At 52.4% G+C, this 13,074-nt stretch carries 14 protein-coding genes; 8 read left to right on the forward strand and 6 right to left on the reverse strand.

Going from position 1 to position 13,074, the window contains the following annotated elements; translation table 11 throughout:
- The first annotated feature begins 12 nt into the window (after positions 1-12).
- Positions 13-1,809 carry a dihydrolipoyl dehydrogenase gene (gene lpdA, locus AACY98_RS07280; protein WP_339803451.1) on the forward strand — a complete coding sequence of 599 codons (1,797 nt, stop codon included), beginning with the start codon at positions 13-15 and terminating at the stop codon, positions 1,807-1,809.
- A 95-nt stretch (positions 1,810-1,904) separates the two neighbouring features.
- Here the strand turns inward: lpdA and AACY98_RS07285 are convergent, their stop codons facing one another.
- From AACY98_RS07285 to lexA, 5 genes are all read right to left on the reverse strand, one after another.
- Complete coding sequence (locus AACY98_RS07285; RefSeq protein ID WP_126977177.1) at positions 1,905-2,108, reverse strand: hypothetical protein; 204 nt, start codon at positions 2,106-2,108, stop codon at positions 1,905-1,907.
- A 358-nt stretch (positions 2,109-2,466) separates the two neighbouring features.
- Positions 2,467-2,862: a C40 family peptidase gene (locus tag AACY98_RS07290; RefSeq protein WP_239442008.1), complete on the reverse strand. Its 396-nt coding sequence runs from the start codon at positions 2,860-2,862 to the stop codon at positions 2,467-2,469.
- Between the two features lie 488 nt (positions 2,863-3,350).
- On the reverse strand, positions 3,351-4,367 hold the full coding sequence (locus AACY98_RS07295; protein WP_339803454.1) for a D-2-hydroxyacid dehydrogenase family protein: 1,017 nt from the start codon (positions 4,365-4,367) through the stop codon (positions 3,351-3,353).
- Positions 4,368-4,671: 304 nt separating this feature from the next.
- The gene (locus tag AACY98_RS07300) at positions 4,672-5,013 is read right to left on the reverse strand and encodes a hypothetical protein (protein WP_339803456.1); all 342 of its coding nucleotides are present in this window, start codon (positions 5,011-5,013) and stop codon (positions 4,672-4,674) included.
- Between the two features lie 183 nt (positions 5,014-5,196).
- The gene (gene lexA, locus AACY98_RS07305; RefSeq protein WP_339803458.1) at positions 5,197-5,856 is read right to left on the reverse strand and encodes a transcriptional repressor LexA; all 660 of its coding nucleotides are present in this window, start codon (positions 5,854-5,856) and stop codon (positions 5,197-5,199) included.
- Positions 5,857-5,920: 64 nt separating this feature from the next.
- Between lexA and AACY98_RS07310 the strand changes: the two genes are divergently transcribed.
- The 7 genes from AACY98_RS07310 to ilvC all read left to right on the forward strand — a co-directional run bounded on the left by AACY98_RS07310 (position 5,921) and on the right by ilvC (position 12,501).
- On the forward strand, positions 5,921-6,856 hold the full coding sequence (locus AACY98_RS07310; protein WP_339803461.1) for an asparaginase: 936 nt from the start codon (positions 5,921-5,923) through the stop codon (positions 6,854-6,856).
- A 393-nt stretch (positions 6,857-7,249) separates the two neighbouring features.
- Positions 7,250-7,693 (forward strand): SH3 domain-containing protein, encoded by a 444-nt coding sequence (locus tag AACY98_RS07315; RefSeq protein ID WP_126977187.1) that lies wholly within the window; start codon positions 7,250-7,252, stop codon positions 7,691-7,693.
- A gap of 139 nt (positions 7,694-7,832) precedes the next feature.
- On the forward strand, positions 7,833-8,291 hold the full coding sequence (locus AACY98_RS07320; protein WP_126977189.1) for a hypothetical protein: 459 nt from the start codon (positions 7,833-7,835) through the stop codon (positions 8,289-8,291).
- Between the two features lie 112 nt (positions 8,292-8,403).
- Positions 8,404-8,928 (forward strand): GNAT family N-acetyltransferase, encoded by a 525-nt coding sequence (locus AACY98_RS07325; protein ID WP_339803464.1) that lies wholly within the window; start codon positions 8,404-8,406, stop codon positions 8,926-8,928.
- A gap of 239 nt (positions 8,929-9,167) precedes the next feature.
- Complete coding sequence (locus tag AACY98_RS07330; RefSeq protein ID WP_339803468.1) at positions 9,168-10,946, forward strand: acetolactate synthase 3 catalytic subunit; 1,779 nt, start codon at positions 9,168-9,170, stop codon at positions 10,944-10,946.
- A gap of 1 nt (position 10,947) precedes the next feature.
- Positions 10,948-11,439 (forward strand): acetolactate synthase small subunit, encoded by a 492-nt coding sequence (ilvN, locus tag AACY98_RS07335; protein ID WP_126977195.1) that lies wholly within the window; start codon positions 10,948-10,950, stop codon positions 11,437-11,439.
- Positions 11,440-11,484: 45 nt separating this feature from the next.
- Positions 11,485-12,501: a ketol-acid reductoisomerase gene (ilvC, locus tag AACY98_RS07340; protein WP_126977197.1), complete on the forward strand. Its 1,017-nt coding sequence runs from the start codon at positions 11,485-11,487 to the stop codon at positions 12,499-12,501.
- A gap of 101 nt (positions 12,502-12,602) precedes the next feature.
- Here the strand turns inward: ilvC and AACY98_RS07345 are convergent, their stop codons facing one another.
- Complete coding sequence (locus tag AACY98_RS07345) at positions 12,603-13,040, reverse strand: DUF3592 domain-containing protein (protein ID WP_339803473.1); 438 nt, start codon at positions 13,038-13,040, stop codon at positions 12,603-12,605.
- Between the last annotated feature and the right edge of the window lie 34 nt (positions 13,041-13,074).

Consider the following 13,074-nt stretch of genomic DNA (forward strand, 5'->3'; position numbering starts at 1 on the left):
AGGAGCAAAGACATGGCTACAGTTGAAGTGAAGGTACCGGATATTGGCGATTTTAAAGATGTCGCCATCATTGAAGTGCTGGTCAAGCCCGGCGACCAGGTGCAAAAAGACCAGAGCCTGATCACGGTGGAGTCGGACAAAGCGTCGATGGAGATTCCGTCAGACACAGCCGGCACGGTTAAAGAGATGAAGGTCAAGCTGGGTGACAAGGTCAACCAGGGCACTGTGATTCTGACGCTGGAGGCTGCCGCAGGTGCTGCGGCTGCTCCCGTGTCTGCATCCGCAAAACCGGCAACCGAAAGCAAACCAGCTTCTGCCGCACTGGCAGCAGATACCACACCGGCGCCACAGGCAGGCAGTTATGCCGGAAGTGCCGACCTGGAATGCGATGTGATGGTGCTGGGTGGCGGGCCCGGCGGGTATTCTGCGGCTTTCCGTGCGGCAGACCTGGGCCTGAGCACCGTGATTATCGAGCGCTATCCGACGCTGGGCGGCGTGTGCCTGAATGTGGGCTGTATCCCATCCAAGGCGCTACTGCATGTGGCCGCGGTGATGGATGAGGCCAAACACCTGGAAAGCCTGGGTGTTGCTTTTGGCAACGCCAAGGTGGATATTGACAAGTTGCGCACGCACAAGTCTGCTGTTGTCGGCAAACTGACCGGCGGACTGGCGATGATGGCCAAGATGCGCAAGGTCACTGTGGTGCAGGGCAAGGGGCAACTGATTGACCCGAACCACATTCAGGTGGAACTGGCTGCAGGCGGGCAACAGACTATCCGGTTTAAAAAGGCGATCATTGCCGCCGGGTCTGAGGCGGTTAAACTGCCGTTTCTGCCGGATGACCCCAGGGTGGTAACGTCTACCGGTGCGCTGGAACTGCGCCAGGCACCCAAACGCATGCTGATCGTCGGTGGTGGCATCATCGGGCTGGAAATGGGCACGGTTTATTCCAGCACATTCGGCACCCGTCTGGACGTGGTGGAAATGCTGGATGGCCTGATGCAGGGCGCTGACCGCGATCTGGTCAAGGTCTGGCAGAAGATGAACGCACCACGTTTTGACCACATCATGCTCAAGACCAAAACAGTGGGCGCCAAAGCTACGGCCAAAGGCATTGAGGTGACCTTTGAAGGCGAGGGTGCACCTGAGCCGCAAACGTACGATCTGGTGTTGCAGGCCGTGGGGCGTAAGCCCAATGGTGCGGCCATTGGTGCGGACAAGGCAGGTGTCAAGGTTGGAGAGCGCGGGTTCATTGACGTCGACATTCAGATGCGCACCAATGTTTCCCACATCTTCGCCATTGGCGATATTGTGGGGCAGCCGATGCTGGCGCATAAGGCCGTGCATGAAGGGCATGTGGCTGCTGAGGTGATTGCCGGTGAACTCAAGGGGGATGACAAGCTGGCCAAGTCGGCTTTTGAGGCACGTGTGATCCCCAGCGTGGCGTATACTGACCCGGAAGTGGCCTGGGTGGGCCTGACCGAAGAGCAGGCCAAGGCGCAAGGTATCAAGCTGAAAAAAGGCCTGTTTCCCTGGAGCGCATCAGGCCGTGCGATTGCCAATACGCGTGATGAAGGCTTTACCAAACTGTTGTTCAGCGAGGAAACGCATCAGATCGTCGGTGGCGGTATTGTCGGCACCCATGCCGGCGATATGATTGGTGAGATTGCGCTGGCCATTGAAATGGGCGCTGATGCCGTGGATATCGGGCACACCATTCACCCGCACCCAACCTTGGGAGAATCGCTGGGAATGGCTGCGGAAGTGGCAGAAGGCACCTGTACCGATATGCCGCCCAGCAAGCGTTAACATTAATAGTGTTAAAGGGTTCTTCTGAGCCATGTAAGTAAAAAGGAAGCAATTGCTTCCTTTTTACGTTTTGGCGTGTATGCGGGCTATGCTGCTTAGGGTGTATTGCTTCTGCCGGTAATCCAGGAAAAAATCAGTAAAACAGCCACATAGCTTAACAATAAAGCGAGCAGGCACAAGGCAATCCACGCCGGGAGCAATACCCATAGCCAGGGCCATGGGATCAAGCCGAGTAATTTCAAAGCGATCAGTGCCAAGCCTGACAATCCTAACAAAGCAGCGATTGCTTTATAGAGCATAAGATCTCCCTGAACCATGTTCAGTGCGGGGGCACTGAAAGGCTCCATTTATTCATGTATTTTCAGAAAGGATAAACCGTATTCTGAATGCATCTTTAGATGAATTTTTACATGTTTTTGGCATGAATTTTTGTTCTTAATCATGTTTTTATGACATGAATGGCATGGAGCCCGGCTTTTTATATTGATGTGGGAGAGGTTTCAAGAAAAAACAGGCCGCAGCACATCTGTACAGGCAGTTTCTGTCAGGTTGCTGGCATGAAAAGCAGGCAAGAGAAAAGCCGTATGCGCTTGCGCTGCATGAGCGGTCTAGCAGGCCGGGTGAACTTAAGAAAAATAATGTGAGAGGGTAGCCGCTTTAACGCAGTTCAACGCGGCGGGCTCCGGTAAAGCGGGTATTCCAGTAGGTTGCCGTCATGTCTTCAATACGTATGCGTGAGCCGGTACGGGGCGCATGAATGAATTTGTTGTCACCAACATAGATGCCGACATGGCTGTAAGTGCGGCGGTTGGTATTGAAGAATACCAGGTCTCCGGGCTGCAACTGTGTGCGGTTGATTTTTGTGGTGGCGGCTGCTTGTTCCGATGTGCGGCGTGGCAGCGACTTGCCTGCTACCTGCAGATAAAGGGCCCGTACCAAACCGCTGCAATCAAAGCCGGTTGCCACATTGTTGCCACCGTAGCGGTAGGGAAGGTTCAGATAATTGAAAGCCGAGTCTGCAATCATCTGGCGGGTATTGTCCGTTGTCAGAATGTTGCCGGTGTGAATCAGTGTTGCCAGCGGGTCTGTGCTTGCCGTACCGGCTTTGACATGGCTGATTTCTTTTTCTGCTGTGAGATGGTCAATGTCTTGACTAATAGATAACGATGCCACCTGTATTTGCTCTACTGGTGCTTCCTGTTGCGCAGGTTCGGGGGTGTTGAGCAGGGCTTGAACCTGCAGTAAACGTCCGATCGGATCCCCTTCTTCATCTGCCCAGGCGTGTGAACAAGTGAAGAGTGTGCTGGTCAGCAAAACGATGAATTTGGAAGAGGATCTCATCATATACTATAAGTTAATGGTGTAACATGTTGTTGTCAATAGAGTTTTTCCGTTATTATTTGATTTGTAGGCTAAATGATACATCAAAATGCATATCTGAGTTGACAAATTCAATTTTCGATATTTGATCAGGGTTTAAGCTTGCTGTTACCCAGCCGTGAAAAGAAGATGGAAGCTGCTGGGACTTGTTGGCAGACATGTCAGCCCTTTATCTGGCGAAACTGCAGCGCCTGCGGGTTGAGAATGGGTAGCGGCTTGCCTTCTGTGAAATTAACGATGTGATCGAACGCTGCGCAGAAATGGGTTTCGTAGCTTTCCTGGTCAACCGAACCGATGTGCGGCGTACAGATGGTATTTTCCAGCCGCAACAGTGCATGACCTTGCAGGATAGGCTCAGAATCAAACACATCCACCGCGGCAAGTCCCGGGCAACCGCGGTTCAGGGCGCATACCAGTGCGTCTGTATCCACCAGTTCTGCATTGGCTGTGTTGACAAACAGGGAGGTGTTTTTCATCAGCGACAAATCATCCAGCTTGACGATGCGCCGGTTGTTTTCTCCCAGCCGCAAGTGCAGGCTGAGAACGTCGCTTTCTTTGAACAGTTCTTCGCGGGATTGCGCCACATCATGCCCGGCATCAGCCGCTTTTTTGCGGCTGGCATCACTCCCCCAGACCAGCACATGCATGTTGAAGCACTTGCCGTAATGGGCAACCAGAGAGCCGATACGGCCATAGCCCCAGATGCCGAGTGTTTTGCCGGCTAACCTGCAACCCAGCGCAAAGTTGGCCGGCATGGCGGCGCGTTTTAAACCCGATTGCTGCCATCCGCCATGTTTGAGCATGCCAACGTATTGTGAAAGACGGCGCATGGCTGACATGATCAATGCCCAGGTGAATTCGGCTGTGGCGGTAGGGGACTCATGGCCTTCTATCACTGCAATACCAGAGCTGGTGCAGGCATCCAGATCAAGATGAGGCCCGACCAGGCCGATCTGGATAATGAGTTTGAGTTTGGGGAGTTTTTCCAGAATCTGCCGGGTGATCTGAGTCCGGCCATGGTTCAGTACCAGAATATCGGCGTCCTTGAGACGAAAAACCAGTTGTGAAATGCCTTTTACATTGTTGGTGTAGACTTTGGCGCTGAATGGCTCGAGCCTGCTGGCGCATGCCAGTTTACGGATCGTATCTTGATAATCATCCAGGATCACAATATTCATGTCTACCAATTGTGCCTTGAAATGCAAAAGCCTGTATGACAAAAAGGGGTAATTTGTCATACTTTGGCGTTTTTTAGGTATCTCCAGAATATATCTGGTCTATCCAGGCGATTATATGCTGTTCCCTTGCGCAGCCAATGAATAGTCAAGCAGGGCGCTGTTTTAAAGGCAGGTTTTTTTAATGGGAGTATGAGCGCGATGCCCTGGATATCCAGTGAAAAAAAGCGCTGATCAGGCAAGGAGAGAGCCTGATAGCGCCAATCGGGGAGGGTAAGTTTTAAGCTGAAGGGGCAGATAGCTTCAATCAGTTGCCCGTATCATGCATGCGGTTGAGCATGGAGCATACATCGGCCATGCGGCCGCTGAGTATCAAACGCTGCTGCCCGTTTTGCCGAGTGTCCTGCACACGCGTCTGGATCACTTTTAACGGTAAAGCCGGGGCCGGTGCCTGCAACTGAATGGCCTGTTTGTCGCGTAGCTCCAGTGCCTGCCGGGCGCTCCATTGCGTACGCCGTTTATAGGCCGGGATCTGATATGAGGCGTGTTGATCGTCTGCTGTTGTATGAGAGCCTATGGATATGCTGTTTTCAGACGGGCGGTTAAAAGCCGTTATTGCGGTTTTGAAATAGATGATATTGCTTGCCATGTCCGATCTCCTGAAAAATCGAATGTGGCAGGATTTGAACAAAAAGCATTTGCATGCGTTTTGCTCGGGTGATGAAATTCAGAACCCGCAGGGTGCTTGCTGAAAAGAGCACGCCTGCCACCTGCCGGTTCTGTCCTGGATTGATCCAGGGAAACTGTTTGACGCCAGTTCTGTTTGAATGCCTCAATGACTGAGCTGGTTGCGGATCAGGCCTACGGCCAGCCCCTCAATGGCAAAGTCGTTGGCCGAGGTGACAATAATCGGCTTGAAATCGGGGTTTTCCGGCAACAGCTCTATGCGCGAGGCTGAGCGGTGAAAACGTTTGACGGTGACGTCTCCATCAATACGCGCAACCACGATTTGCCCCTCATGGGCCTGGGTGCTTCTTTTGACAGCCAGCAGATCACCTTCCATGATGCCGATATCGCGCATACTCATGCCGCGTACTTTCAGCAGGTAATCAGGCTTTTGGCTGAAAAGGTCTTCTTCCACGTAAAATGTATGTTCGATATGCTCTTGTGCCAGTATGGGGCTTCCGGCTGCGACGCGGCCTACCAATGGTAAAGCCAGCTTGCTGGCAGCAGAGCGTAAGGAGTCTAGTGCTGATGAGGAGGGGGAGTCCACTGACTTGAGCCTGATGCCGCGTGATGTGCCGCCAACCAGTTCAATGACGCCTTTGCGGGCCAGTGCCTGCAAATGGTCTTCTGCTGCATTGGGTGATTTAAAGCCAAATGCGGCAGCAATCTCGACCCGTGTCGGAGGTGCGCCGGTGGTGGCAATGGCTTGGCGGATCAGGTCCAGAATTTCCTGTTGCCGTGCGGTAAGTTTGGTGGATGCTGTCATACCCAGTCCTTAATTCATCTGTTTATTTATCCAGTAACTGTATTTTTATACAGATTTTAAAAAAATGCAAAAAATTCTTGTTTTGGCTACAGGGGGATCCATTGCCGGTACGGCAGGGGATCAGGGTGAAACCGTGCGTTACGTCTCGGCACAGCGCGGGGTCGATGAGTTGCTCAGCGGGCTTCCGGTTCCGGCCGGCCTGAAAATGGAAGCCCGCCAGTTGGTGCAGGTGGACAGCAAGGATATGGGTTTTGCCATATGGCGGCAGCTGGCTTTGACCATTGAGCAGGCATTGAAGCAACCTGATGTGAAAGGCGTTGTGATCACACATGGTACCGATACGCTGGAAGAGACAGCGTATTTTCTGCACCACGTGCTGCAGGCGCATAAGCCAGTGGTTCTGACGGCAGCGATGCGGCCAGCGACGGCTTTGGGGGCGGACGGGCCGGTGAATCTGGTGGATGCCATGACGCTCGCCGGGACTGACGGTGCCCATGGGGTGATGTGTGTGATGAACGGACGCATATTTGGTGCCGAGGATATCCGCAAGAGCCATACCTACCGGCTGGATGCGTTTACTGCGGGCGAGGCAGGCGCACTTGGGGCGCTTGAAGCGGGCCAGATCCGTCAATGGCGTGCCTGGCCAGAGGCTACGCGCAGAGCGGTGCAACCTGAAGATCTGTCCGAAGATGAGGGGCAATGGCCCTGGGTTGAGGTTGTTTTAAGTTGTGTCGGGGCGACCGGGGCTGCTGTGGATGCTTTGGTAAAGCAGGGGGTGCGGGGCATTGTGGTTGCCGCCACAGGCAATGGCACCGTGCACCAGGGGCTGTTGCCTTCTTTGAAAAAGGCGCAGCAGCAGGGGGTATTGGTGGTGCGTGCCGCACGCGTTGGAGACGGTGTGATTTTAGGCGATGACCCGGACGGAATTGCCAGGGCGGCCAATGTCTCGCCGGTCAAAGCGCGGGTGCAGTTGATACTGGAGCTGCTGGGCCGGCATTGATATGCTCCGGGTTATAGGGGGTAGGGGTTGCTGATGCAGCGCTAGCAGAAAAAGGCTTGATTGTGAAGTGGAAAATCAGGGTGGTTTTTGGGGTGTACCTTGAGAAATTTTGTTAAGATGTGTTGCAGAAAAATGAGACACCGGCTTTTTTGCGCATTGTGATCATGTGAAAAGAATTTGTTTTGTGTGGGTGCCGTTGGGTATCGAGAAATGATACACCAGCGGAAAATTCAACTATTAGCCTGGTTTTTCATGAAAGAGGTTGCATTCGGAGGGTTCGCATAAAATAGGCAGAACTTTCCGGAGTTGCTTAGAACCTATTGGGTTATAGGTGTTTGTCGTCTGATTCGCTGTAACCATGACTGGTACGCGTTGTATTAACATGGAGGATTCATGTCCCGTCGAATTGCTTGGATTTTATTAGGGTTTGTTTTTGTCCTATTTGCGGGAGTTGCGCGTGCAGAGATGGTCAGTGTGTCTATCAAGGAGGCCAATCTGCGCAGTGGTCCGGGCTCCAACCATCCGGTTCAATGGAAAGTGATTCAAGGTTATCCGCTGGAGGTGGTAAAACGGCAGGGTAACTGGATTCAGGTTCGCGATTTTGAAAAAGATGTTTCGTGGATTTATGCACAGTCGGTGAACAAATCACCTTATGTGATTGTGACCGGTGATACTGTCAACCTCAGAGCCACGCCTGCAACCTCAGCACGTATCGTTGACAAAGTGGAGTATGGCACGGTGATGGAAAGGCTTGGTTTGCAGGGCGGCTGGGTCAAGGTCCGTATTGGCGGTACAACCGGCTGGATTTCTGCCAACTATGTGTGGGGGTGGAAATAAGGGGAACTCAGACCAGCCAGCCTTACAGGCAGGTTGCAATGATTGTTCTAGGTCAAAAAAGAGCCATAACAGGCTCTTTTTTATGGCTGTTGAGTAGCAGAAATGATATGCTCAAGCTGGACAGGAGGACTCATGGGACATGAAAAGAACGAAAAAGCGCCATTTATTGTCAGAGGAAGCAGTCTGGGAGGTTGTGGCTACTTTCACCAACTGTGAAGGACGGGTCACATATGGCTCCGGGCAGTCCGCGATTGAAGCGGATGGCGATACGCTGCTCAATAAAAGCTGGGTGAACGGGCCTTACGGTAAGATTTACAACAATTACCGGTTTAAAAAGGTTTCCGAAAACGTTTATGAATATGAGTCTGACAACGTGTCTTTGGGAATACAGGTCGGGACCTTCCACGTGGTTCATGACTGCATATACTCGAAGTTTAAAATCAAGGACTCGATGTTGAACGGGTTTGAGCTGGTGGTTAGAAGCGGCAGTACCTGCCATGTCAACGGCGCCTTGTATGATGAGGACCGTTTGGTCAATACATGGAGTGGCACGATGAAAAAAATACCATCCGTGCCGGTGATAGAAACGCTGCAGTGATGGCATGTGCGGGCGCCCGGGTGCCCGGGCGGGTGCTGAACACAATGAGCGGCAGCCTTGAAGGACCTGCTGCGTTTTGCCATGTGCGTGATGTTTTTCAACTGGAATAACAATGTCTTTTTCAATCCGTCTGGCCGAACTTGACGATGCCTATCAACTGCCTGCAGTTGAGCGCTCTGCCGGGCAGTTGTTTCGCACTGTTGCCGAACTGGCATGGATTGCCGATGACACGGTGATGTCTGTCCAGGCGCATCAGCAAAGCATTCTCAGGCGAACCTCCTGGGTGGCAGAACTGACTGATGTGACTGGTGGGGCGATTATCGGTTTTATCAGCGCCGAGCTGTTTGATGATGCGCTGCATATCTGGGAGCTCTCGGTGCACGCGGATTACCAGAGGCAGGGAGTCGGGTGCGGCCTGGTTCATGCCGTGCTGGCCTATGCGCGTGAGCAGCAATTGAAGGCCGTGACTTTGACAACGTTTCAAGACGTGCCCTGGAATGCGCCGTGGTATCAGCATTTGGGTTTTTTGATGGTGCCCAAAGGTGAGTGGGGGCCTCGTCTGGAAGGTGTGCTGATGGCTGAGCAGGAACATGGAGTGCCGATTGAAAGGCGGTGCGCCATGCGTTATACGGTTTGATGTTTGAGCAAAGTGCTGTTGTTATTCTGCCGATCAGATGCTTCATATAAAATAAAATGCAAAGCGAAGTTTTCGATTCGGTGTCATAATCATCCAGTTAAACAACATAAACGCTCTGGGATTGGCTGCTGACCATGCTGGCTGTTGTCCTCAGGTGCGGAAGTCCTGATTCTGTCTCACAAGGATAAGGGTAAGGGCACCAATCGTTTTTCGTTAGAGAAATTCCGAAAGGTAAAAAAATGACTCATACACATGCAGACAGCAGTTCTGCGGATCAAGAGGCTGCGGCCTCTCATACAGAAGAGCTCAATGGCTCTGAAATTCTTGTCAGATGTTTACAGGAAGAGGGTGTCCAGCATGTCTGGGGTTATCCTGGCGGCGCTGTGCTGTACATCTACGACGCGCTTTACAAGCAGGACAAAGTTGAGCATTTGCTGGTACGCCATGAACAGGCTGCCGTACATGCGGCAGAAGGCTATGCGCGCTCAACCGGTAATGTCGGGGTGGCGCTGGTTACATCCGGGCCGGGCCTGACCAATGCGGTAACAGGTATTGCCACCGCGTATATGGATTCGATTCCGCTGGTGGTGATCAGCGGGCAGGTTGGAACTGCTCTGATTGGCTCTGATGCATTCCAGGAAAGTGATGCCGTGGGGATCACCCGGCCTATTGTCAAGCACAATATTCTGGTGAACGATGTGAAAGATCTGGCGATCTCCATCAAAAAAGCATTTCACATTGCCCGCACTGGGCGTCCCGGTCCCGTGGTGGTGGATATTCCCAAAGATGTGTCGGCCAAAACCACTAAATTTGCGTATCCGAAAACGCTTGAAATGCGTTCATACAACCCGGTGCGCAAAGGGCACACAGGGCAGATTAAAAAGGCGCTGCAGTTGCTGTTGTCTGCCAAACGGCCCTATATTTATACCGGCGGCGGCGTTATCCTCAGTGATGCCTGTCCGCAATTGCGGGCATTGGTGAATACTTTGGGCTTCCCGGTCACCCATACCCTGATGGGGCTGGGCGCTTACCCGGCCTCAGACCCCAAGTTTTTGGGCATGCTGGGCATGCACGGCACGCTGGAAGCCAACCATGCCATGCAGCACTGTGATGTGCTGCTGGCTGTCGGCGCCCGTTTTGACGACCGGGTGGTGGGCAATATCAAGCACTTTATGCAAAATGACCGCAAGGTGATTCACATTGATATTGACCCGTCTTCAATTTCCAAGCGCATCAAGGTGGACATTCCAATTGTGGGCGATGTGGGTGAAGTGCTGGATGAAATGCTGGCGCTGATGAAAGAGCAGAACTTCAAGGCCGACGCCGCCCAGATTGCACCCTGGTGGAAGCAGATCAACCAGTGGCGGCAAAAAGACTGCCTGGCTTATGACCGCGCCAATGAGGACGTGATCAAGCCACAGAAAGTGATTGAAACACTGTGGAACCTGACGCAGGGGGATGATGTCTATATCACGTCTGACGTTGGGCAGCACCAGATGTGGGCAGCACAGTTCTTCCGTTTTGACGAACCGCGCCGCTGGATCAATTCCGGTGGGCTGGGCACGATGGGTGTCGGGCTGCCCTATGCGCTGGGCGTGAAAAAGGCATTTCCGAATGCTGAAGTATTCTGCATTACCGGTGAAGGCTCTATCCAGATGAATATTCAGGAGCTTTCTACGGCGTTTCAGCATAAACTGCCGGTCAAAATCCTGGCGCTGAACAACCGTTATCTGGGCATGGTGCGCCAGTGGCAGGAGCTGGAATACGGCGGACGCTATTCACATACGTACATGGAGTCGCTGCCTGATTTTGTCAAACTGGCAGAGGCCTATGGCCATGTGGGAATGCGTGTAGACCGTCCGCAGGATGTGGAAGCAGCTATCCAGGAAGCACGCAAGCTCAAAGACAAAGCCGTGTTCATTGACTTCAGAACCGATCCGACAGAAAACGTATTCCCGATGGTGCAGGCCGGCAAGGGGATTACAGAGATGCTGTTGCGCAATATGGAGGGAAAGTGACATGAAACATATTGTTGCAGTATTGCTCGAGAATGAGGCCGGTGCCCTGAGCCGTGTGGTGGGGTTATTTTCTGCACGCGGCTACAACATTGAAAGCCTGACGGTTGCGCCCACTGAAGACGCATCGCTGTCGCGCATGACGATCGTGACGCACGGTTCTGATGAGGTGCTGGAGCAGATTGTCAAGCACCTGAACCGCCTGATCGAGGTGGTGAAGGTGGTGGACCTGACCGAGGGCAGCTACATCGAGCGTGAGCTGATGATTGTCAAAGTGCGCGCGGTCGGCAAAGAGCGCGAGGAAATGAAGCGCATGGCTGATATTTTCCGCGGGCACATTGTGGATGTGACCGATAAAAGCTACACCATTGAACTGACCGGCAATCAGGCCAAGAATGATGCATTCTTGCAGGCGATAGATCGGGCCGCAATTCTGGAAACGGTGCGCACTGGGGCCAGTGGCATCGGGCGCGGGGAACGTATCCTGCGGGTTTAATGAATTTTTGAATGAAAATGACTGATATATTTGAAAGGAGTCAATGTGAAGGTTTATTACGATAAAGATTGTGATTTAAGTTTAATCAAAGGTAAAAGTGTCACAATCGTAGGCTATGGCAGCCAGGGTCATGCACATGCGCAGAATCTGCACGAAAGTGGCGTTAAAGTAACGGTTGGCCTGCGTAAAGGCGGCGCTTCATGGAAAAAAGCTGAGGGCGCAGGCCTGTCGGTGAAAGAAGTTGCCGAGTCTGTTAAGGGCGCAGATGTGGTGATGATTCTGCTGCCTGATGAAAGCATTCCTGAGGTGTATGCCAAAGAGGTGGCTCCCAACATCAAGCAGGGCGCATCGCTCGTGTTTGCGCACGGCTTTGGCGTGCATTATGGCCAGGTACAGCCACGCGAAGATCTGGATGTGTGGATGGTCGCTCCTAAAGCACCCGGCCATACCGTGCGCAGCACCTACAAGGCCGGTGGCGGTGTGCCGCACCTGATTGCGGTTTACCAGGATAAAAGTGGCAAAGCGCGCGATCTGGCGTTGTCCTACGCGATGGCCAATGGTGGCGGCCGTGCCGGCATCATCGAAACCACTTTCCGTGAAGAAACTGAAACCGACCTGTTTGGTGAACAGGCTGTTTTGTGCGGTGGTGCGGTTGAGCTGATCAAAGCAGGTTTTGAAACACTGGTGGAAGCCGGTTATGCACCTGAAATGGCTTATTTTGAGTGCCTGCACGAACTGAAGCTGATTGTCGATCTGATTTATGAAGGCGGTATTGCCAACATGAATTACTCCATTTCCAACAATGCGGAGTATGGCGAGTATGTGACCGGTCCGCGTGTTGTGACCGAGCAGACCAAAAATGCCATGCGCCAGGCCCTGAAAGACATTCAGACCGGTGAATATGCCAAGAGCTTTATTCTGGAAAACAAGGCTGGCGCACCGACGCTGCAAAGCCGTCGACGCTTGACCGCTGAACACCCGATTGAGGTTGTGGGTGGCAAGCTGCGTGCGATGATGCCTTGGATTGCCCAGAACAAGCTGGTGGATAAGAGCCGTAACTGATTTGTTTGTGCACGATAAAAAAGCTGGCTGTTGCCAGCTTTTTTATTGGAAGTTGTCAAAGCTGGTTTTGCAATGATGCTGTCTGTCACGGGAATGAAAACTCATGACGGTATCTGTGTTTTGGCATAAAGCAGCAAAATGGAAATGCTGGGGTATTGCGGCATATACCTGACTTTGACTTGGGTGCCGGCGGGAAACTCCTGTTCATATTGACCGATTCTTTTGGTGCAGTCAATTTGATTACCGTTGGCTGCCGTGAACTGGTATTGCACGTAGTGGTACACAGCATATCGGGTTGCACGGGTTTGATAACCTGTGATCACCGCTTCGCTTTCAGCACCGGTTGCCAACAGGTGTCTGTTTTCTTTTTGTTGAGCCCGAAATGCCAGCATAAACGGGACAGAGTATCCAATGCCTAGTAGCGTAATTCCTGTTAAAAACCAGAGCATTGGTTTTCCCAGAGAAAATACTACGAGATATAGCAGGCTTAATGCAATGAGCCCGGCCAGTATCCAAAATATTTTTTCTGCAGTTTTCATTGTTGGCAGCAAACTATCAAACAAGTGGCAGAAC

It is taken from the genome of Saezia sanguinis (genome assembly GCF_963921665.1).
GTDB lineage: Bacteria > Pseudomonadota > Gammaproteobacteria > Burkholderiales > Burkholderiaceae_C > Saezia > Saezia sanguinis.

Bases quoted from the DNA above. Each gene is read 5' to 3' on its own strand.
- AACY98_RS07285 (WP_126977177.1), bottom strand. From the start codon at position 2,108: ATGCTCTATAAAGCAATCGCTGCTTTGTTAGGATTGTCAGGCTTGGCA.
- AACY98_RS07325 (WP_339803464.1), top strand. From the start codon at position 8,404: ATGTCTTTTTCAATCCGTCTGGCCGAACTTGACGATGCCTATCAACTG.
- AACY98_RS07300 (WP_339803456.1), bottom strand. From the start codon at position 5,013: ATGGCAAGCAATATCATCTATTTCAAAACCGCAATAACGGCTTTTAAC.
- AACY98_RS07310 (WP_339803461.1), top strand. From the start codon at position 5,921: ATGCAAAAAATTCTTGTTTTGGCTACAGGGGGATCCATTGCCGGTACG.
- lexA (WP_339803458.1), bottom strand. From the start codon at position 5,856: ATGACAGCATCCACCAAACTTACCGCACGGCAACAGGAAATTCTGGAC.
- lpdA (WP_339803451.1), top strand. From the start codon at position 13: ATGGCTACAGTTGAAGTGAAGGTACCGGATATTGGCGATTTTAAAGAT.
- ilvN (WP_126977195.1), top strand. From the start codon at position 10,948: ATGAAACATATTGTTGCAGTATTGCTCGAGAATGAGGCCGGTGCCCTG.
- AACY98_RS07295 (WP_339803454.1), bottom strand. From the start codon at position 4,367: ATGAATATTGTGATCCTGGATGATTATCAAGATACGATCCGTAAACTG.
- AACY98_RS07315 (WP_126977187.1), top strand. From the start codon at position 7,250: ATGTCCCGTCGAATTGCTTGGATTTTATTAGGGTTTGTTTTTGTCCTA.
- AACY98_RS07330 (WP_339803468.1), top strand. From the start codon at position 9,168: ATGACTCATACACATGCAGACAGCAGTTCTGCGGATCAAGAGGCTGCG.
- AACY98_RS07345 (WP_339803473.1), bottom strand. From the start codon at position 13,040: ATGAAAACTGCAGAAAAAATATTTTGGATACTGGCCGGGCTCATTGCA.
- AACY98_RS07320 (WP_126977189.1), top strand. From the start codon at position 7,833: ATGAAAAGAACGAAAAAGCGCCATTTATTGTCAGAGGAAGCAGTCTGG.